Genomic DNA, 19100 nt, shown 5'->3' with positions numbered 1-19100 from the left:
AAGGGATTCTGCAAAAACAGGTCCCTTATTTTTTTATCTGTATCAATTGAAACCTTATAAAATCTTCCGAGAGGGCCGGGTTGTCCGGATGGTCTGTTGAGATCCAAATCCCCTCAGGGTCTTCAAAAATGTATTGCCCATTATACCTATCCGGTTCCAATGCCATTTCGCCGACTTTGTTGAATTCCTTATCCAAAAATACCAAGCCCCACTTTGAAGCCAAGAAAGAACCTGTTTCAAAAACGTTTTCAGGGACATCCTCAAATTTTGCAACCCTTACCATCAGCTCCAGGTTTTTGAAATAAAACAGGTCTGTATAGATATCCACATGGTTTACGATCTTCATAATCTCGGGCATGTCCTCAAACATATTGGGAGACTTGGATATCGGCGGATCGTTGGGAAAAGCAGAATGTCCTGCAAATGATGAAACAATTTCTCCCTCCCTCAACCGGTAAATATTTCTGAAATTCATGTTGATCACAGGCATGTCGTCAGGACCCAAAGACAGCAAAGGAAAGATTGACTTGTTGAGGTTATCCCCGACAAATTCCTCAGGAAAGTAACTTACCGGTGTAAACGTCTTGCTAAGGGTGTCATACCTCATCAAATTCGGGATTTTGGTCAATTCCTCCGGAGTTACAGATGTCCATGCAAATACCATTGGAAAGGCAGGAAAGTAAAAGCCGTCTTTTGCTAAAGTAAAGATGTTAGAGAATAAACTAATTCCTTTTTCTTCCAATCCCTCTACATTGATCGGGGATTTTTGGAGCAAATTACCGTCACCATCAAATTTGAAAAGTGTATTGATACCCGCAGTCAGGTATATCACATCGGGGCTTTCGATATAAAGACCTGCAATATTGTTCCCGACACCAGCAGGCCCCTCTTCTTCAAACCTGATGGTTTTGAGCAGGCGATTTTCAGGGATGGAATAAGTCAAAAGTTGCTTGGTTTTGTAATCGAAGAGAAAAAAATACTTGTCCTCTATAGACTGGAAATACAAATCCAGATGCCCGACATCCTCCGGCAAGGGAAAGGTTTTGAATTTTTCAGCGACCTCAAATTCAAATTCGGGTATGGTCTCCTCCTCTTTTGGAGGAGAACATGACCAAAATAGGAGCAAAAACAAAAGAAAGTAATTAACGGGATGCAGGTATTTCATAGGATTGGATTAAACTAACAAGATAGCATATTGAAATCAAAAAACAGCGTAGTCCAAATCCAAATAGGTAATTTCATTTACCATCTATTCCAAAAAACCGAAAGGTTAAAAAAGTATAGTTCACTCCTCCACATTTACCTTTCTGCAGCATTTGTTTTTTTGTAGCTTCTATGATGAAATATACCCAAATCAAGGAAACCTGTCTTTACGTCACAGACTTGGATCTGGCTGAAAACTTTTACAGCCAAATCCTTGAAATGCCCATCATATCCAAAGTGGCAGACAGACATATTTTTTTCCGTTGTGGCAGTTCTGTATTGCTGTGTTTCATCCCGGAGGTAACCAAATTTGAAAAGACATTGCCTCCACATTATGCTTACGGAAAGCAGCATATCGCTTTTGAAGTAAGCAAGCGAGATTACCTGAAGGCCAAATCCAACCTGCTCGAAAAAGGAATCACCCTCACCCACGAGCAGGAATGGAACCACGGCCTGAAAAGTTTTTATTTCGACGATCCCTTTGGAAATGTATTGGAGATCGTGCCAGTGGGGATTTGGGAATGATTGAAATCAGTCCAAAGGTTCCTGTGTTAGGTGTAGGAAAAAATTTATTGTTCTATTAATAAGAACTTAATACATTTACTAGGAAACCAATTCAAACTATGAAAATTACAGTCTTTTACTTTATTCTGCTTTTTTCCCTCAATTTTCAAGTTTTTTCACAAGAAGCTCCTTCCAAACCCATTCTCAGAAGTTGGTACGCCACCGATGGCAGCAATGAATTAAGGCTTTTGATTACACAGGATTTTGCACTATATGAAGGGGAATTTTGGGAAGTTGAGTTTATTGATTCAGGTAAATTCATCTTGAAAAACTTAGATAAGCAACTTCAACTTTCTCTTTCTCAGGTTGGGAAGGACTATTTTTTAGAAAATGGAACTGAAAAAATCCCTGTTCAATCCCAAAAATCAACTGATCTTAAAAATAGGAAGGTAGGACAGTCAAATATCAGCAGTGACTTTTTCAAACAAGATCAGGTGCTCTTACAGGGTCTTTTTGTCCCAAAAGAGTCAATGCCATCCATTGTTAAAGTTATGTACAATCATGCATTCTCAGAAGAGCAAATGCAATTTTCCGGAGATGTGGATGAGCATGGGAAGTTCAAAGTGATTTTCCCTTTGGATTACCCCAATGAGGTGATGGTTCAAATAGGAAATGCCTTTTTCACATATTATGCTACTCCAGGTGCAAAGCAGGCAATTGTAGTGGATGAGAGTTCTTTTCGTGGAGGAATTTCAAGTTGGAATGAAGTAAAGAATCTCGATTTTATGGGAGATCTGGCAGTGGAAAATGAAGAAAGAAGGCTACTTGTACCGGAATTCATGAAAGTCAGGGAGTATTTTCTTACTGATAGTTTGCAGAAAACCCTTGATCCGGAAAACTTTATGGAATATCGTATCGGGATGATGAAAAAGCATGAAGAGTTCTACAAAAGTTATTTTGATTCTATACCTGTCAGTGATTTGGTAAAAGATATAAATCTCCGAGATGTGAGAATTAACACAGCAAAGGATTTGATGAGATACATTTGGTTACACAACGGGATAGTAGATGGTAGAATAACTGTTGCCGATGTCCCTGATGATTATATCCAAGATGTAAAAAAGCTAATTGACAACGACTTAATGGATTTAATAAGCTTGGACTATCCTGGATTCATAAGGGAATTTACAATGCCCATGCGTCCTTCTGAGGGAAAAAAGATAATCAGTAAAGTAAACACTATGACTTATGATTTTTTAAAAACTCAGGATCTGTCCGAATCCCAAATGGCAAGTGTAGAAAACTGGCGTATGCAATTGGAATCGGGAATTCCGGCTGATAGCCTCGTTCTTTCTGAGGAATTCAAGGAATTAAGCCAAAATTTCAAGTCTGATATGGCCAAATTTTATCCTTTGGCCCAATGGGAACATCTACAACAGAAAATCAATGATCTTGGAGACCTTCCCAGATCAAGTATTATTGCCATTTTCTTGGATATGAGTTTTCAAACTATTGGGGTAGGAATTTCGGAATCTATCCTCAACCAATTGGATACTCTTGGTCTTAAACCGGAAGTTTTGGCATTGATCCAAAACAAAATCGAGGATTTTGAACGTACAAAAAACCAACGTTTTATCGATGGTGTAGCAATTGCCGAAAATGGTGACAACGTCATTGCCCAACTCAAAGAAAAATATCCCGGGAAAGTAATTTATATCGACGTGTGGGCCACTTGGTGTGGACCATGTATCAGTGAATTTAAATATGCAGAAATCCTTAAAAAAACCGCTCCTGAAGAAGTTGTATTCGCCTATATCTGTGGCAGTTCAGAAAGGGAAGCTTTCGAAAATCAAGTAAAGAAATTTGGTTTGGTGGGGGAACATTTTTTTCTCGACAAAACTGACTTCCAAAAATTTGATAAAGAACTTAACATCACCGGATTTCCCACTTACATGTTGATTACAAAAGAGGGGAATTTAGTCAAAGAAGGAATACTTCGACCAAGTTCGGGAGAACAGTTGGTCCAGCAGTTAAATGAATTTGTTGATAGGTGACCAATGAAGTAAATGTATCCCAACTTGGACATTGTTTGGCGTATCCGCTAGGCGAATTTTCAATTAGGCCTCCACCTAGGTGTAAAATGAATTTAGCGCCAGTTATAGATTGTATCTACACCCTTTATTTTTTCTGAATTTTAAATTCAAATTACCAAGGATTACCATTTTTCATTTGAATCCAATTACAAATTGGATAGATAAAAGGGTGTAATTACAAATCACACCCAGTCATAGCATCAGATGTTTCACTACGTCATAAGAGGGCTTAGTATACTCCTAGAAAATAATACTTAATTCCCCCTGTAATCAATTTTCATTCAGGCTTTTGATGAATTTCAATACATCTTGCCGGTTGACACTTTTCAAGTTTTCTATCGCCTCCGGATCATCTTTTAAAAATTCCTCCAGCTTTTTTTTCCATCCACTGACTCCACTCACCAAAAAATCTACGGAATCTCCTCTTCCATTGAATAACACATAATATGGTGTAGTGGTAGTCACTCCGTTGACGGTTTCGCTATTGTTTTGAACATACAGCTTGTAGGGATTCCCGTTTTCAATCAGCCGGAAAAATCCGGTTTCTACTTTCCGACCAAGGTCAACAAACAAATAATCAAATGGCACTCCCATCTGATCGAAACCATAAGCAAGAACTTGTTTATCCTTTGTTTTATAAATTTTCTCCTTGCCATCCGCTGTTATGGTAGAGATTTGGGTTTTGTCGGTTCCATTTGGACCACCAAAAACAATTTTACAGGCGATCGTATCGCTTTTTGAAAGAACGGCATAACCGTTTTTTAGCTCTTGCGATTCTCCATTTTGGGAAAAACAAAAAATGAGAGCAATAAAAAAGACAGCAACCTGTTTCATGTATTTGTTTGACTTTAAAAGCATTGGAGTTTTTTGTCTCAGACTATGGGCAAATTTAAATGTACCCATGTTATCCGAAGAAGAAATTTGTTGCCCCCTACTCCGCCTTCGTCCACTCCACTGTCCTTCCGATCATTGAAAACCCAACAAAACCGCGGACTTCAAGCGTCTTGTCATTTTTCTTCTTGATGATGCAGGAATAGGTTTTTCCGTTTTTGGGATCGTAAATGGTCCCGTTCTCCCAAGTACTGCCGGAATGTTCGAAATTGCTCAATAGCTTCATCCCCATGATAGGCCTTGTCCGCTTGGCTTGATCAGTATTGTTTTTGTCTACTTTGGGTTTTCCGTTTTCAGTGGGATCTTTCAGCCACACGATTTTTCCGGAATATTTTCCACCTTCTTTGAAGATTTCCACTTGGGCATCTTTCTCGGTATTGTACCATTTGCCGACAATGGCATCGGCCGATTGAGCTTGGACGTTGATTCCAAACCCTATCATCAATAAAACAAGAAATGTCAAAATTGCTTTTCTTTGAGTCATGGTTTAAATTTTAGTGATTATCGGTTTTTTTTCTGTTAACCCAATATTCTTCTTCGGTCAGGACCGAAGTCGGAAGTCAGAAGCACCGGACATTTCAGTCTCATGCCGAGGATTAAATTGGATTATCATTTTACTGGCAAGATTGTGTAAATACAAATACTTTTCAATCTCCGTCGAATAATAATACTTTTACTACGCCAATTCAAGTGGCCATGTTATTTTCTTAATCATTTCATTTGAAATCCCAAAATTTGATCCAAAATCAAGGAATGCAAACCTATCCTAAAGGAACCCAAACCATCCAAATCCAAGACAAGGAAGTTTGCCTTTTGCCAGAAAAAGCTATTTTCCTTCCCGGAAGCCATTCCTTGCTTATTGCTGATCCACATTTTGGCAAGGCCGCGCACTTCAGAAAATCGGGAATTCCGGTTACTGAAAAAGTACACATCCATGATTTTCTCAAAATCCAAAAACTGATCGAAAGCCTCCAACCGACGGATATCTATTTTTTGGGAGACCTTTTTCACAGCGATTGGAATGAGTCCTGGAATGACCTTGAAGCATTCGCGGGATATTTCCCGGGATGTCAGTTTCACTTGATCAAAGGAAATCATGACATACTTCCTGAGGCATTTTACCGTTCTGAAGTTTGGAAGGTTCATCCCGAATCGTTGGTTTTGGAAAATTATATCCTGACCCACGAACCCATGGAAAGCGCCCCTGATGGATTGTTCAACTTCTGTGGCCACATCCATCCGGGAATTTCTTTATTCGGAGCAGGCAAGCAGAGATTGACACTTCCCTGCTATTTCCGGTCGGGGAATCAAATGATTTTGCCGGCATTCGGCAGGTTTACGGGATTATATAGGATGAAATGTGAAAAAAGCGATCAGGCCTTTGCCGTGGCGGACAAAAAAGTAATTCCTGTCAATTTCATGCAATAGGTTGGTTTAATTGGCCAAGCTGTTTAATTTTGAACCCATTAGAAAAAAAACATGAGTACATATCCAAGGAAAAAAGCAAAACTGGGAAAATTCAAATTTGCATCAGTTCTTTTTAGCACTACCCTATCCTTGTTTATTTTGGGACTTTTTGGGGTGATCATCATTCAGGCCAAAACTTTGACCAAGATCATCCGGGAGAATATCGAAATCCAGGTTTTCCTCAATAAAAATGTCTCTGAAACCGAATTGAAGGCAATTGGCAAATCTTTTGAATCCAAACCTTATGTGCTGCAGACAGGTGATTCGCTTGCCATTACCTTTATCTCTCAAGATGAAGCTGCGAAATCTTTCCTGGAAGATACAGGCGAGGATTTTACACAGTTTTTGGATGACAATCCTTTGCGAGACAGCTACACGATAGCGATCGCGGAAGAATACCAAACCGCAGCGCAAATCGAAGAAATAGTCAAAGAAATCGAAGCGATGGACGGAGTTTTTGAAGTGACTTACATGGAAGACCTCGTGGAATCGATTAACAAAAACCTTTTCAAAGTGGCCCTTGTTATGGGAGGGTTTATCCTGATTTTGGTTTTTACGGTAGTGATGCTGATCAACAATACGATCAGACTGGCGCTATTTTCACAAAGATTTCTGATCAGAAGCATGCAGTTGGTCGGTGCTACTAGAGGTTTTATCCGCAAACCTTTTTTAGGAAGGGCTTTTGTTTTTGGAATGCTTGCGGGCGTCATTGCCTCGGCTATCCTGTTTGGGATCATCGAATATACCAAAGCCAATATTGATGGATTTGCCCTGCTGCAGGACTACAATTTATTATATGCTCTTTTTGGTGGTCTGATTCTTTCGGGCATTTTGCTTTCGGTTTTGAGTACCTTGCAGGCAGTAAATAAGTATTTAAACATGTCTTTGGACGAACTTTATTAATATGGATCATTCACAATTTCCTTTTTCTAAAAAGAATTACCGATTGATGCTGATTGGAATCGGGATCATCATTTTAGGTTTTGTCATCATGGGTCTGGATTCTGAGCCACACGGCTTTGGTTTTCTTGGCCTTACTTTGGGTCCGATAGTCACTTTGGCTGGATTCATTTTTCAATTTTATGCGATTTTCGCCCATTCTGAAAAGAAATAATTTATGGATATTATTGACGCGATCATCCTTGGCATCGTCCAAGGATTGACCGAATTTTTGCCCGTTTCATCCAGCGGCCATCTTGAGTTGGGTGCTGCGATACTTGGAAGTGATAAATTACCGGAAGAAAGCATGATGTTTACCGTTGTGCTTCATTTTGCTACCGCCTTGGCAACCTTGGTAGTTTTTAGAAAAGACATTGTCGAAATCATTGAGGGACTTTTGAAATTCCAATGGAATGAGGAAACCCAATTTACCGTCAAAATCATCATTTCAATGATTCCTGCGGTGATTGTAGGCTTGTTTTTTGAAGAGCAACTGGAACAGTTTTTTGGAGGGAAAGTGGTCTTTGTCGGTTTTATGCTCCTCGTAACAGCCGTCTTGTTGTTTTTTGCGGACAAAGCCAAGAGCACAGAAAACGACGTTACTTTTGGGAAGGCAGTATTGGTAGGCCTCGCACAAATGGTCGCGATGCTTCCGGGAATCTCTAGATCCGGCGCTACGATTTCAAGTTCGGTTCTTTTGGGAATTGACAAAAATAAGGCTGCAAGGTTTTCCTTTCTGATGGTTGTTCCTTTGATTTTGGGCAAGATCGCCAAGGATATCCTGGATGGGGCTTTGACCTACAATGAGGCTAGTTTTGGCTACTTATCTGCGGGATTTATTGCAGCATTTATAGCAGGATTTTTTGCCTGTACATGGATGATTTCAATTGTCAGAAAAAGCAAACTGATCTATTTTGCCATTTATTGCTCCATAGTCGGCCTGATTGCAATCTTCTCAGGCGTATATTTGTAACATGCAAGAGGAACCCTACGGAGAAGTTTTCCTGATCAACAAGCCTTACCAATGGACTTCTTTTGATGTGGTCAAAAAGGTAAGGAATGCATTGAAAATCAAAAAAGTAGGGCATGCCGGGACCTTGGATCCATTGGCGACAGGATTGTTGATTGTCTGCGCCGGAAAGAAGACCAAGTCCATTGATTCTTACATGGCCCAGGAAAAAGAGTATACCGGTATTTTTGTTTTGGGAAAAACCACGGAGAGCTTTGACCTGGAAAAAGAAGTTACTGATGTCGCAGATCCTTCTGCCGTCACTTCTGACAATGTCAAATCAGCAGTCGCTCAACTGACAGGTGATATCCTCCAAATCCCACCCATGCACTCTGCCATCAAAGTCGACGGAAAAAGGGTATATGAATCTGCGCGAAAAGGCATTGAAGTAAAAATGGAAGCACGGCCGGTGACAGTTTCAGAATTTGAAATTACGGCATTTGAAAATCCCGAAGTCCATTTCAGAATCGTCTGCTCCAAAGGAACTTATATCAGAAGCCTTGCCAGAGACTTGGGCGAAATTTTGGGTGTCGGGGCTTATATGTCCGCCCTGACCCGAACAAGGATCGGAGATTTTAGGTTAGAAGATGCGGAAGAATTGACTGCCCTGATTGAAAAAATAAAAGCACGACAGGATGAAAATCTATGAAGGAATAGAGGACTTCAGGCAAGTGCCAAATCCCGTCGTGACGATTGGGACTTTTGACGGAGTCCATCTTGGTCATCAAAAAATCCTCAATCGCATCAGGGCCATCGCAGACGAAATCGGAGGAGAAACCGTCATGATTACTTTTTGGCCACATCCCAGGCTGATTCTTTATCCGGAAGAACATAATCTCAGGCTACTGACAACATTCGAAGAAAAGGCAAAACTGCTCCGGGAATTTGGAATTGACCATTTATTGACGATCCCTTTTACCAAGGATTTTTCAGAATTGACTTCGGAAGAATTTATTCAAAACAACCTGATTGATAAGATCCAAACTCGTAAATTGGTAATCGGCTATGACCACCGCTTCGGTAAAAACCGGGAAGGTAGTTTTGAATTCCTAAAAGAAAACATCGGCCGCTATCACTTTGAGTTGGAGGAAATCTCCCGCGAGGACGTGGATGATGTGGGCGTCTCAAGTACCAAAATCCGACAGGCACTGGAAGTAGGTGAAGTGCATATCGCCAATGAATTCCTTGGCAGACCTTATGAACTCAATGGCATCATCATCAAAGGACAGCAACTTGGCCGCTCGATTGGATTTCCGACGGCAAATATCCATATTCCTCACGATTACAAGCTTATCCCTTGTGACGGAGCTTATGCGGTGACCATTGACATCGAAGGAGAGTCTTTCCTTGGCATGCTCAACATCGGCAACCGACCCACCGTAAACGGAAGTAGCCGGACGATTGAAGCGCACTTGTTTGATTTCAATGGAGACTTATATGACAAAAGAGTCTGTGTCCATCTGAAATCTTACCTGAGACCTGAGATCAGATTTTCAGGTTTGGAGTCTCTCCAAGAGCAATTGGCCAAAGACAAGGAAATGGCCCGACAGATTTTAACCCAAGTATAAACCCAAAATAAATTTTTGTATGATCACAAAAACCGTTACGAATGCTGCAGAAGCCGTGAAGGACGTTGTCTCTGATTCGGTGCTGATGTTTGGAGGCTTTGGCCTCTGCGGAATCCCCGAAAACTGTATCCAAGCTTTATTACAAAAAGACCTAACAGGACTCACCTGCATTTCAAACAATGCCGGTGTGGATGATTTTGGCATTGGACTGATGCTCAAGAAACGCATGGTCAAAAAGATGATTTCAAGCTATGTCGGCGAAAATGCGGAGTTTGAAAGGCAGTTGCTGAGCGGAGAACTGGAAGTGGACCTGATCCCACAGGGAACGCTAGCCGAAAGAATCCGTGCCGGCGGTGCAGGAATTCCTGCTTTTTTTACTCCTGCGGGGGTCGGAACTGAAGTGGCCGATGGCAAAGAGATACGAGAATTTGATGGGAAAATATACCTGATGGAAAAAGGCTTGCGAGCGGATTTTGCATTTGTCAAAGCCTGGAAAGGCGATACTGCCGGAAACTTGATTTTCAAAGGAACCGCAAGAAACTTTAACCCAATGATGGCGACAGCCGGAAAAATCACCATCGCCGAAGTAGAAGAATTGGTCCCTGCCGGCCAACTCGATCCAAACCACATCCATACTCCGGGCATTTATGTCCAAAGGATCTTTCAGGGAGTGGATTATGAAAAAAGAATCGAGCAGAGAACGGTAAGTAAAGGGTAGAAGTTAGAGACGAGCCCTTCGACTTCGCTCAGGGACCGGGTTTGACATTCCGACAACTTGACAACCCGATAACGCGAAGCGGACAACCATTACAACAATTACAACCATTACAACAACATTCAAACCTCCCATGCTAGACAAAACCCAAATAGCCAAAAGAATAGCCCGAGAAGTCAAAAACGGACAATACATCAACCTTGGAATCGGTATTCCGACTTTGGTTGCCAATTATATACCTGAAAATCTTGAAGTCGTCCTTCAGTCTGAAAACGGATTGTTGGGAATCGGCCCTTTTCCGACCGAAGACAAAATAGATCCGGACCTGATCAATGCCGGCAAGCAGACCATTACGATGGTAAAAGGTTCCGCTTTGTTCAATTCCGCAGATTCATTTGCCATGATCCGTGGCGGTCATGTTCATTTGACAATCCTTGGGGCAATGGAAGTCTCAGAAAACGGAGATATTTCCAACTGGAAAATCCCCGGAAAAATGGTCAAAGGTATGGGCGGGGCGATGGACTTGGTGGCTTCTGCCGAAAACATCATCGTCGCCATGCAACATTGCAGCAAAGACGGACAGTCCAAACTATTGAAAGAGTGCAGCCTTCCGATCACCGGAATCAAATGTGTCAAAAAAATCGTGACCGATTTGGCAGTCTTGGATGTACTTCCTGAGGGAGGGTTCAAATTGCTGGAAAGAGCGCCCGGAGTAACTGTGGAAGAAATCGTCAGCAAAACTGAAGGCAGGCTTTTGGTCGAGGGGGAAATCCCTGAAATGGTTTTTGATTGAGGAAATAATGTTGGATGACCGATGTCCGATGAATTTGGAAAAGACAGTCAGGGGTCTCCCCAATAATGAGGAACAAACAAAATTTAAATGAGCAAACAGGAACTTGCAAAGGCCTTTGCTAGTTTTGCATAGAAATTATCAAACCACGATGAAAAATTCAGAAATAAAATTCTCCATAAATCTTGACGATAAAAACCTTCCCAAATCTATTCAATGGGATGCTTCAGACAAAGAAGAGGAAGGATTCGAAACCACAAAGAGCATCAGTCTGAATGTTTGGGACAACCTCAACCAAAGTACCCTGAGGATTGACCTTTGGACTGATGACATGTCTGTAGTCGAAATGAAAAGATTCTATATCGACATCTTGGGAGGAATGGGACAGACCATCCTAAACAGTACCGGAGATGAATACATTTCTGAAGAAATCAAAGCCCTTTGTGACAGGTTGGTAGCCCACGTCAACGAAGAAAACAAAAAAACTTTGAAATGATCCAAACCCTGCCCGACGGCAGGGTTTTAATTTTTTTTAACCTTTCCTGAAAATTCCAACATAGGAAACACTGGACGAAAATTAATTTTTCCCAATCCTCATTATTATTTTTGCAATTTTCAGTACTGAGTAATCCAATTCATCATATTTTTTGCAATAAAACGGAATATTGATTAAAATTTTTTTTGCCTAATTATATTGATAATTGGTAATTTCCTCTAAATTTCAATCAAATAGTCTACCCTCAATATAATCAAACAACAAACCCAAAATAGCATATGCAAAAATTTACTAAAAACAGGTGGCAAATTCTATTATTGCTACTCATTATGGTCTCCTTCACTACTACCGATGTTTTCGCCCAAACGACTACTATTTCGGGAAAAGTAACTGAGGAAGGAACAAAAGAAACCCTTGTTGGTGTCAACATAGTGGTCAAAGGAAAAGTAGTCGGAACCATCTCTGATCTTGATGGTAACTTCACCCTGAGGGTAAACCAGGCACCTCCATTAACTTTGATTTTTTCGATGGTCGGTTTTTCCAGTAAGGAAGTAGAAATCACACAAGACAATGTTTCAAACCTTCAGGTAAGTCTTTCTGAGGCTTCTATCTTGGGTCAGGAAATTGTCGTTTCTGCCTCTAGGGTAGAAGAGAGCGTGCTTCAATCTGCTGTAACAGTAGAGAGAATGGATATCATTTCTATCAGAGAGGCTCCACAGGCGAGTTTCTATGATGGTTTGAATAACCTCAAAGGGGTAGAAATGAGTACCCAATCACTCACATTCAAATCCTTCAACACAAGAGGTTTCAATGCTAACGGAAACGTCCGTACCGTACAAATGATCGATGGAATGGACAACCAAGCGCCGGGCTTGAACTTCTCCGTAGGTAACATTGCAGGTATATCTGAATTGGATCTTGAAAGCCTTGAATTGCTTCCCGGTGCAGCCTCTGCCCTTTACGGACCAAATGCCATTAACGGGATCTTATTGCTAAACAGTAAGAACCCATTCCAATACCAAGGACTTTCTGTACAGATGAAAGGCGGCGTGATGAGCGAAGGTTCGCGTTCCAACCCATCCACAGGATTCTATGATTTTGCAGCAAGGTATGCCACAGCACTCAGTGACAGAGTTGCGATCAAAGTCAATGTGAGTTACTTGTCTGCTGATGATTGGCAAGCAAATGACTTCAGAGACCAATCACTTTTGAACGGTAATACTATCGAAGGTGGCAACAGGATCAACAACCCGGGTTTTAACGGTGTCAACATCTATGGTGACGAGACCAATGTAAACATGCTGAGCGTGGGTCAGTCCTTGGTTAATGCAGGGTTGCTTCCTTCAGCAGCACTTGGATTGATTCCGCAAAATACCTTTGTTTCCAGAACAGGATATGAAGAAAGAGATGTGGCTGATTATAATACCAGGTCATTGAAATTGAATGCTGCCTTGCATTGGAGAATTACAGACAAAATCGAAGCTATCTTCCAAGGAAACCAAGGTATGGGAACAACGGTCTATACCGGCGCAGATAGGTATTCTATCGCCAACTTTAAATTGGGTCAATACAAAGCGGAATTGAGAGGATCCAATTGGTTTGTAAGGGCATACACCACACAGGAAAGATCAGGTGATGCATACGCTGTTGGTATTGCTGCCCAAGGTATCAATGAGGCATGGAAGCCAAGCACAACATGGTTTGGACAATATGTAGGAACCTATGTGGGTGCTATTAGCCAAGGAGCTTCACCTGAAGTTGCGCATGGTGCTGCAAGAGGTGCTGCCGATACAGGCAGATATCTTCCAGGTACTCCGGAATTCAACCAAGCTTTGGCGGATGTCACTTCAAGACCAATCCCAGGTAACCAGAATGGTGTGGGTGCAAGATTTGTGGACAAGACAAACCTTTACCACTATGAAGGTTCATACAGTTTCAAAGACATCAAGTTTGCTGACTTTATTGTTGGTGCCAATTTCAGAACTTACCAATTGAACTCTGAAAAAACACTGTTTGCTACAGATGATGATGGCAATGAATTCACCATCCAAGAATATGGAGGATATGCTCAAGGTTCCAAAAGAATGATCAATGACAAATTGAAATTGACAGCATCTGTCCGTTATGACAAAAATGAAAATTTTGAAGGTCAGTGGTCTCCAAGGGTATCAGCAGTGTATACCGCAGGACAACACAACTTCAGGGCTTCTTATCAGACAGGCTTCAGGTTGCCGACTACCCAAGATCAATTCATTGATTTGGTGACTCCACAGGCAAGATTGATCGGTGGATTGCCATTGTTCAGAGAGAGGTATAATTTCAACACCAACCCGGTATACTCTTTAGCAACTGTTACCCAATTCGGTGGTGCTGTACAAACAACTGCTGCAAGTCCAGCTTTCCAACAGAGTGTATTTACCCAATATGTCCTTCCAGGAATTATAGCAGGAACTATCCCAAATACTCCTGAAGCTATAGCAGCAGCTATGGCACAGCAGGTTCCTTTCCGTGCAGCAATGGCAAATCAGGACAAGAAAACCGAATACCAAACAACAACTTTCAGACCTGAAATCGTTAAGTCTTATGAGTTTGGATATAAGTCTTTGATCAAAAATAAGTTATTGATCGACGGATATTATTACTATAACAGGTTCGAAAACTTTATTGGAGGACAGGTATTGGTCCAGGACAGAAACCCAAGTGCAACCAACCCTGCATCCTTTTCTGGTTTGAATCTATTGAGTGCCAATACAAGAAACGTATATTCCATGCCTGTCAACAGGGAAGAAATCATCAAGTCTTATGGCTGGGCTTTAGGAGTGGATTATCAATTGCCTAAAGGCTACACCATAGGTGGTAACGTCTCTTTCAACAAGTTGGACAACATCGATGAATTGGATGGCTTCCAACCTGCATTCAACACTCCAGAATACAGAACTGTCTTCAATTTTGCAAACAGGGAAGTGATCAAAAACCTTGGTTTTGGTATCTCTTGGAGATGGCAGGATGAGTTTGTATGGCAGTCTTCTTTTGTCGGCAATTCAGTCTCTACCCAAGGGCTTTCAGTAATGCCGGCCTTCAGTATCTTCGATGCGCAGGTCAGCTACAAAGTCCAATCCATCAAATCCATCATCAAAGTAGGTGGTCAAAACCTATTTAACAGTGGCTATCGTCAGGCTTGGGGTAACCCAACTGTTGGAACCATGTACTTTGTATCCATTACATTTGACGAATTCTTGAATTAAATAACCATCAATATCCATAACAGAGAGCCATCCCGCAAGGATGGCTTTTTTTATTGCGTAACAATCATCACAAATTGCAAGGCCTTTTTTTATGAATTTTGGGAATGATTTCAAGGTAAAAAATACATATCCTTGATTTTTGCTAACTTGAGAATAGAATTTCAGCTATGAAAAATAATTTCTTCCAAAGTATAAAAGGGTACGTCCCTATCTTGGAATGGTTACCCAAATACCAAAAAACAGACCTTCAGGGTGACCTCTCAGCAGGTCTGACGGTGGGCATTATGTTGATCCCACAGGGAATGGCTTATGCCATGCTTGCCGGATTAGAACCGATTCATGGTCTCTACGCAGTCACTGTTCCCTTGATCTTATACGCCATCTTTGGAACCTCAAGGCAATTGGCTGTCGGTCCGGTGGCAATGGTTTCCCTCTTGACTGCAGCCGGGATTGCTACACTCAACGCCTCCTCTCCGGAACAATACCTTCTCTATGCGCTTTCTTTGGCGTTTTTGGTAGGGTTGATTCAGTTTGGAATGGGGTTATTTAAATTGGGTTTTGTGGTCAATTTCCTCTCCCACCCTGTCATCAGCGGATTTACCTCTGCCGCAGCCATCATTATTGGATTGAGTCAGATCAAGCACTTGTTCAGGATCAACCTTCCCAACTCAGAACACATTCAGGAAATGATCGTTGCCATCTTCCAAAATATCGGAGATATCCATTGGATTACCTTTGGAATCGGCGTAGTCGGCATTATCATTATCAAATACGGGAAGAAATTACATAAAAGCTTTCCTGCACCTTTGGTGGCTGTGATCGTTGGGATTGCCTTGGTTTCGGGTTTTGACCTCACAAGTCAGGGTGTCAAAATTGTGGGTGATGTCCCAAGCGGATTACCTTCACTTTCCTCCCCTTCTTTTGACTTAGCTACCTGGAAAACATTGCTACCAATAGCACTGACCATCTCTCTTGTGGGTTTTGCAGAATCTTTTGCAGTAGCAAAAACCATACAGGCAAAACATAAAAACTACAGGCTGAATGCCAATCAGGAATTGACCGCATTGGGAATGGCTAATTTTGGTGCTGCCTTTTTTCAGGGATATCCAGTTACAGGAGGTTTCTCCAGAACTGCAGTAAACAACGATGCGGGTGCCAAAACAACAATGGCCTCTATTTTCAGTGCCATTTTGATCGTGCTAACGCTGTTGTTTTTCACAGGCTTATTCTACAATCTTCCAAGTGCCATCCTTGCCGCAGTAGTATTGGTGGCAGTTTCAGGACTGATTGATTTCAAGGAACCGGTGCATTTGTGGCACAAGGACAAGGCAGATTTCGCCATGTTGGTCGCTACCTTTGTCATCACGCTGACCTTGGGGATCGAAACCGGAATTATTTCAGGGATGGTCTTATCGCTATTGGTTGTCATTTACAGGGCTTCCAGGCCACATATTGCCCAACTTGGAAGAGTTCCCGGAACAAATACCTTCAGAAACATTACAAGGTTCAAAAACCTTGAGGTAAGAGACGACCTTTTGATGGTGAGGATTGATGGACCCATTTATTTTGCCAATGTGGAATTTATCAAAGACAAACTGGATCTCTGGATTTCTGAAAAAGGAAAGAAAGTGAAAATGCTGGTTTTCAACATGGAAAGCGTCAGCAACATAGACAGTACGGGTGCACACGAACTCACCGAGTGGATCAGTACCTGGCGAAAATCAGGCATGGACATTTCCATGACCAGTATCAAAGGTCCTGTAAGGGATGTGCTGAACAGATGGGCATTATTGGAAAGTGTCGGTTCAGACCATATTTTCTTAGATGACAATACCGCCCTGTCTGCCTTTGACCATGCCATTACGGAGGAAACATTGGAAAAATATTCATCCTACGCGACCCAAACCAATCCAAAATAATGTGCGCAACAGATATCAATCACTATTTGGAAAATAACCAAAATTGGGTCAAATCTGTGTTGTCCCAAAACAAGGAATATTTTGATGACCTGAAAGAAGGCCAACAGCCCAAAGCACTTCTTCTGGGATGTTCGGATAGCAGGGTATCACCTTCAATGGTTTTGGGTTCAGAACTTGGCGAACTGTTTGTACACCGCAACATTGCCAATGTGGTATCCCACACAGACCTCAATTTTCTTTCAGTGATGCAATATGCAGTAGAAAATCTTGGGGTCAGGGAGATTATTGTCTATGGCCATTATGGCTGCGGAGGAGTCAAAGCGGCTTATGAAAACAATACAAATGGATTGATAGACAATTGGCTGGCAAATATCAAAGACGTGATCAGACACCACAAAAGGGAACTGAACACCATTGAAGATGAAAATCAAAGACTCAATAGGCTTGTCGAATTGAACGTGTTGGAACAGATCGAAAATATCAAACAGACTTCGATATACAAGCAAGCTATAAAATCGGGGATCAAATTGAATCTTTATGCATGGGTGTTTGATTTCAATACCGGACTGGTCCTCGACCTCAAAAAGAAATACAACATCATTCCAAGCGTCACATAAAATAAAAAACCGGGTTTCCCCGGTTTTTTATTTACTATATCATTCTCAGCTGATCAATTCCTCAAAATCGTCCCTCACGTAGATGATATTTCTACCGAGTTCGATCCATTTTTTCTTTTCAAGTTGCTTTAGCAATCTTGATATCACTTCTCTCGAGGTTCCAAGCTCATTTGCGATTTCCTGATGGGTGGTATGCAATTCATTGGATTTGTGCTGCTTCATTTTGGTAAGGATGTACCGCATCAATCTTTCATCCATTCTTTTGAAGGCCACCGCATCCAAGGCTACGAGCATTTCATGGAATCTCGATTGATAAGTCATCGCTACAAAATCTTTCCACTGTTTGAAATGGTCAGACCATTCTTCATGCTTTTCGACAGGAACAGCCAAAATCACTGTTTTCTCTTCGGTAACCGCCTTTATCTCGCTTGGCCGGGAGGAAGAGCAGCAGGTCAAGGACAAGGCGCAAGTTTCACCGGGTTCGAGGTAGTACAAAAACAATTCTTTGCCATCCTCATCCATTCTCATGATTTTGATGGATCCTTCCAATACAATGGGTACCATTTTCACAAACTGACCCGGTTCGGTAATTACTTTCCCGGGCTGAAAAACCAACTCTTTCCCATTGTCCAAAAGTGCTTTTAGAAGTGCAGGATCAGTTATATTGGGTAACTTTTGTTTTAATTCTTCTAATTCCATAGTCAAAATTTGGTCAAAAATATCCTTGTCATAGGAGCAATTTAGTGACAACTATCACAAAAAAAAAGGCTGAAGTTATACCTCAGCCCTTTTTAACCTTTTTAACCCTATGAATTTAAATGTTGAATCCGCCATCCACTACATGCATAGCACCTGTGATATATTTGCTTTTGTCTGATGCAAGGAAAGTGACCATGGAAGCAATGTCTTCATTGGTCGCATACCTTCCCAATGGAATCTGACTTTCAAAACCTTTTTTGACTTCCGCTCCGGCGCCGGGTGCAAAGCCCTCTTCCAAAGAGCGCATCATCCTGTTGTCCACAGGTCCCGGATGGACAGTATTGACTCTTATTTTATAAGGTGCCCCTTCCAAAGCTGCTACCCTCATAGTACCGATAATTGCATGCTTGCTAGTAGTATATGCCACCATATTCGCTGTTCCTGTGAGGCCAGCCACGGAGCAGGTGATGATTATTGAGCCTCCGGATTTTTGCATGTAGGGGAATGCATACTTCAGCCCAAGCCAAACACCTTTGACATTGATATCCATAACTTTATCAAAGATATCTTCCGGATATTCGCTGAGTGGCTTGACCACCCCTTCATAGCCGGCATTTAGAAATACCACATCAAGTTTACCAAATAATTCCATCGCCTTATCCGTATAGGCTTTCACCTCAGCGGGCACACTTATATCAGCGACAAAGCAATGAACCGCGGAATTATTTAATTCCCTTTTTGCCTCATCCAAGGCCTTTTGGTTTTTATCTACCAACAGCACGTCCTTGCCTCCTTCGTTAAGAAACATCTGTGCTGTAGCTAAACCGATACCACCGGCACCCCCGGTAATAATGATGGATTTATTGTGCATTGGTTTCATGGTTTTTGGTGTTGTTTTGCCAAATCTATCTCATAGACAATTACTTAAATAGGAATATAATCAGA

The 19100-nt window shown here is 41.6% G+C and carries 19 protein-coding genes; 14 read left to right on the top strand and 5 right to left on the bottom strand.

Annotation, left to right across the window (positions count from 1 at the left end; all coding sequences use genetic code 11):
• Positions 1 to 25: 25 nt before the first annotated feature.
• On the bottom strand, positions 26 to 1165 hold the full coding sequence (locus MMU05_RS03685; RefSeq protein WP_241140316.1) for a DUF4221 family protein: 1140 nt from the start codon (positions 1163 to 1165) through the stop codon (positions 26 to 28).
• A 173-nt stretch (positions 1166 to 1338) separates the two neighbouring features.
• Between MMU05_RS03685 and MMU05_RS03680 the strand changes: the two genes are divergently transcribed.
• Both MMU05_RS03680 and MMU05_RS03675 read left to right on the top strand, forming a co-directional pair.
• Entirely contained in the window at positions 1339 to 1728 is a 390-nt protein-coding gene (locus MMU05_RS03680) for a VOC family protein (protein ID WP_241140436.1), read from the top strand.
• Between the two features lie 98 nt (positions 1729 to 1826).
• Entirely contained in the window at positions 1827 to 3761 is a 1935-nt protein-coding gene (locus MMU05_RS03675) for a TlpA family protein disulfide reductase (RefSeq protein ID WP_241140315.1), read from the top strand.
• Between the two features lie 309 nt (positions 3762 to 4070).
• On the opposite strand, the gene MMU05_RS03670 is transcribed toward MMU05_RS03675, so the two are convergent.
• Both MMU05_RS03670 and MMU05_RS03665 read right to left on the bottom strand, forming a co-directional pair.
• The gene (locus MMU05_RS03670; RefSeq protein ID WP_241140314.1) at positions 4071 to 4634 is read right to left on the bottom strand and encodes a hypothetical protein; all 564 of its coding nucleotides are present in this window, start codon (positions 4632 to 4634) and stop codon (positions 4071 to 4073) included.
• A gap of 97 nt (positions 4635 to 4731) precedes the next feature.
• On the bottom strand, positions 4732 to 5175 hold the full coding sequence (locus tag MMU05_RS03665; RefSeq protein WP_241140313.1) for a DUF2147 domain-containing protein: 444 nt from the start codon (positions 5173 to 5175) through the stop codon (positions 4732 to 4734).
• Between the two features lie 269 nt (positions 5176 to 5444).
• Between MMU05_RS03665 and pdeM the strand changes: the two genes are divergently transcribed.
• The 12 genes from pdeM (at position 5445) to MMU05_RS03605 (ending at position 17456) form a co-directional block, all read left to right on the top strand.
• Positions 5445 to 6119: a ligase-associated DNA damage response endonuclease PdeM gene (pdeM, locus tag MMU05_RS03660; protein ID WP_241140312.1), complete on the top strand. Its 675-nt coding sequence runs from the start codon at positions 5445 to 5447 to the stop codon at positions 6117 to 6119.
• Positions 6120 to 6170: 51 nt separating this feature from the next.
• Positions 6171 to 7061 carry a cell division protein FtsX gene (locus MMU05_RS03655; protein WP_241140311.1) on the top strand — a complete coding sequence of 297 codons (891 nt, stop codon included), beginning with the start codon at positions 6171 to 6173 and terminating at the stop codon, positions 7059 to 7061.
• A gap of 1 nt (position 7062) precedes the next feature.
• Complete coding sequence (locus MMU05_RS03650; protein ID WP_241140310.1) at positions 7063 to 7272, top strand: DUF3098 domain-containing protein; 210 nt, start codon at positions 7063 to 7065, stop codon at positions 7270 to 7272.
• 3 nt (positions 7273 to 7275) lie between these two features.
• Positions 7276 to 8070, top strand: coding sequence for an undecaprenyl-diphosphate phosphatase (locus MMU05_RS03645; protein WP_241140309.1), 795 nt, complete (start codon positions 7276 to 7278; stop codon positions 8068 to 8070).
• Between the two features lies 1 nt (position 8071).
• Positions 8072 to 8755 (top strand): tRNA pseudouridine(55) synthase TruB, encoded by a 684-nt coding sequence (gene truB / locus MMU05_RS03640; RefSeq protein WP_241140308.1) that lies wholly within the window; start codon positions 8072 to 8074, stop codon positions 8753 to 8755.
• Positions 8742 to 9674, top strand: coding sequence for a bifunctional riboflavin kinase/FAD synthetase (locus MMU05_RS03635; protein ID WP_241140307.1), 933 nt, complete (start codon positions 8742 to 8744; stop codon positions 9672 to 9674). Before truB ends, MMU05_RS03635 begins: the two co-directional genes overlap by 14 nt.
• Positions 9675 to 9693: 19 nt before the next feature.
• Positions 9694 to 10392, top strand: coding sequence for a CoA transferase subunit A (locus MMU05_RS03630; protein ID WP_241140306.1), 699 nt, complete (start codon positions 9694 to 9696; stop codon positions 10390 to 10392).
• A gap of 130 nt (positions 10393 to 10522) precedes the next feature.
• Entirely contained in the window at positions 10523 to 11182 is a 660-nt protein-coding gene (locus tag MMU05_RS03625; RefSeq protein WP_241140305.1) for a 3-oxoacid CoA-transferase subunit B, read from the top strand.
• A 148-nt stretch (positions 11183 to 11330) separates the two neighbouring features.
• Positions 11331 to 11675 carry a gliding motility protein GldC gene (gene gldC / locus MMU05_RS03620; protein ID WP_113922922.1) on the top strand — a complete coding sequence of 115 codons (345 nt, stop codon included), beginning with the start codon at positions 11331 to 11333 and terminating at the stop codon, positions 11673 to 11675.
• Positions 11676 to 11953: 278 nt separating this feature from the next.
• Positions 11954 to 14920: a TonB-dependent receptor gene (locus tag MMU05_RS03615; RefSeq protein WP_241140304.1), complete on the top strand. Its 2967-nt coding sequence runs from the start codon at positions 11954 to 11956 to the stop codon at positions 14918 to 14920.
• A 167-nt stretch (positions 14921 to 15087) separates the two neighbouring features.
• Complete coding sequence (locus tag MMU05_RS03610) at positions 15088 to 16839, top strand: SulP family inorganic anion transporter (RefSeq protein ID WP_241140303.1); 1752 nt, start codon at positions 15088 to 15090, stop codon at positions 16837 to 16839.
• Positions 16839 to 17456, top strand: a complete 618-nt coding sequence (locus tag MMU05_RS03605; RefSeq protein WP_241140302.1) for a carbonic anhydrase — start codon at positions 16839 to 16841, stop codon at positions 17454 to 17456. Before MMU05_RS03610 ends, MMU05_RS03605 begins: the two co-directional genes overlap by 1 nt.
• A gap of 45 nt (positions 17457 to 17501) precedes the next feature.
• Here the strand turns inward: MMU05_RS03605 and MMU05_RS03600 are convergent, their stop codons facing one another.
• Positions 17502 to 18155 carry a Crp/Fnr family transcriptional regulator gene (locus MMU05_RS03600; RefSeq protein ID WP_241140301.1) on the bottom strand — a complete coding sequence of 218 codons (654 nt, stop codon included), beginning with the start codon at positions 18153 to 18155 and terminating at the stop codon, positions 17502 to 17504.
• Positions 18156 to 18270: 115 nt separating this feature from the next.
• Positions 18271 to 19035, bottom strand: a complete 765-nt coding sequence (locus MMU05_RS03595) for an SDR family NAD(P)-dependent oxidoreductase (RefSeq protein ID WP_241140300.1) — start codon at positions 19033 to 19035, stop codon at positions 18271 to 18273.
• Positions 19036 to 19100 lie beyond the last annotated feature (65 nt).

This window comes from Cognataquiflexum rubidum (genome assembly GCF_022538115.1).
Lineage (GTDB): Bacteria > Bacteroidota > Bacteroidia > Cytophagales > Cyclobacteriaceae > Cognataquiflexum > Cognataquiflexum rubidum.
Note: the sequence above shows the minus strand (reverse complement) of the source record. Positions and strands in the feature narration are given on the sequence as shown.

Excerpts from the sequence above, each read along its gene's own strand:
- MMU05_RS03685 (WP_241140316.1), bottom strand. The coding sequence starts at position 1,165 with ATGAAATACCTGCATCCCGTTAATTACTTTCTTTTGTTTTTGCTCCTA.
- MMU05_RS03680 (WP_241140436.1), top strand. The coding sequence starts at position 1,339 with ATGAAATATACCCAAATCAAGGAAACCTGTCTTTACGTCACAGACTTG.
- MMU05_RS03675 (WP_241140315.1), top strand. The coding sequence starts at position 1,827 with ATGAAAATTACAGTCTTTTACTTTATTCTGCTTTTTTCCCTCAATTTT.
- MMU05_RS03670 (WP_241140314.1), bottom strand. The coding sequence starts at position 4,634 with ATGAAACAGGTTGCTGTCTTTTTTATTGCTCTCATTTTTTGTTTTTCC.
- MMU05_RS03665 (WP_241140313.1), bottom strand. The coding sequence starts at position 5,175 with ATGACTCAAAGAAAAGCAATTTTGACATTTCTTGTTTTATTGATGATA.
- pdeM (WP_241140312.1), top strand. The coding sequence starts at position 5,445 with ATGCAAACCTATCCTAAAGGAACCCAAACCATCCAAATCCAAGACAAG.
- MMU05_RS03655 (WP_241140311.1), top strand. The coding sequence starts at position 6,171 with ATGAGTACATATCCAAGGAAAAAAGCAAAACTGGGAAAATTCAAATTT.
- MMU05_RS03650 (WP_241140310.1), top strand. The coding sequence starts at position 7,063 with ATGGATCATTCACAATTTCCTTTTTCTAAAAAGAATTACCGATTGATG.
- MMU05_RS03645 (WP_241140309.1), top strand. The coding sequence starts at position 7,276 with ATGGATATTATTGACGCGATCATCCTTGGCATCGTCCAAGGATTGACC.
- truB (WP_241140308.1), top strand. The coding sequence starts at position 8,072 with ATGCAAGAGGAACCCTACGGAGAAGTTTTCCTGATCAACAAGCCTTAC.
- MMU05_RS03635 (WP_241140307.1), top strand. The coding sequence starts at position 8,742 with ATGAAAATCTATGAAGGAATAGAGGACTTCAGGCAAGTGCCAAATCCC.
- MMU05_RS03630 (WP_241140306.1), top strand. The coding sequence starts at position 9,694 with ATGATCACAAAAACCGTTACGAATGCTGCAGAAGCCGTGAAGGACGTT.
- MMU05_RS03625 (WP_241140305.1), top strand. The coding sequence starts at position 10,523 with ATGCTAGACAAAACCCAAATAGCCAAAAGAATAGCCCGAGAAGTCAAA.
- gldC (WP_113922922.1), top strand. The coding sequence starts at position 11,331 with ATGAAAAATTCAGAAATAAAATTCTCCATAAATCTTGACGATAAAAAC.
- MMU05_RS03615 (WP_241140304.1), top strand. The coding sequence starts at position 11,954 with ATGCAAAAATTTACTAAAAACAGGTGGCAAATTCTATTATTGCTACTC.
- MMU05_RS03610 (WP_241140303.1), top strand. The coding sequence starts at position 15,088 with ATGAAAAATAATTTCTTCCAAAGTATAAAAGGGTACGTCCCTATCTTG.
- MMU05_RS03605 (WP_241140302.1), top strand. The coding sequence starts at position 16,839 with ATGTGCGCAACAGATATCAATCACTATTTGGAAAATAACCAAAATTGG.
- MMU05_RS03600 (WP_241140301.1), bottom strand. The coding sequence starts at position 18,155 with ATGGAATTAGAAGAATTAAAACAAAAGTTACCCAATATAACTGATCCT.
- MMU05_RS03595 (WP_241140300.1), bottom strand. The coding sequence starts at position 19,035 with ATGAAACCAATGCACAATAAATCCATCATTATTACCGGGGGTGCCGGT.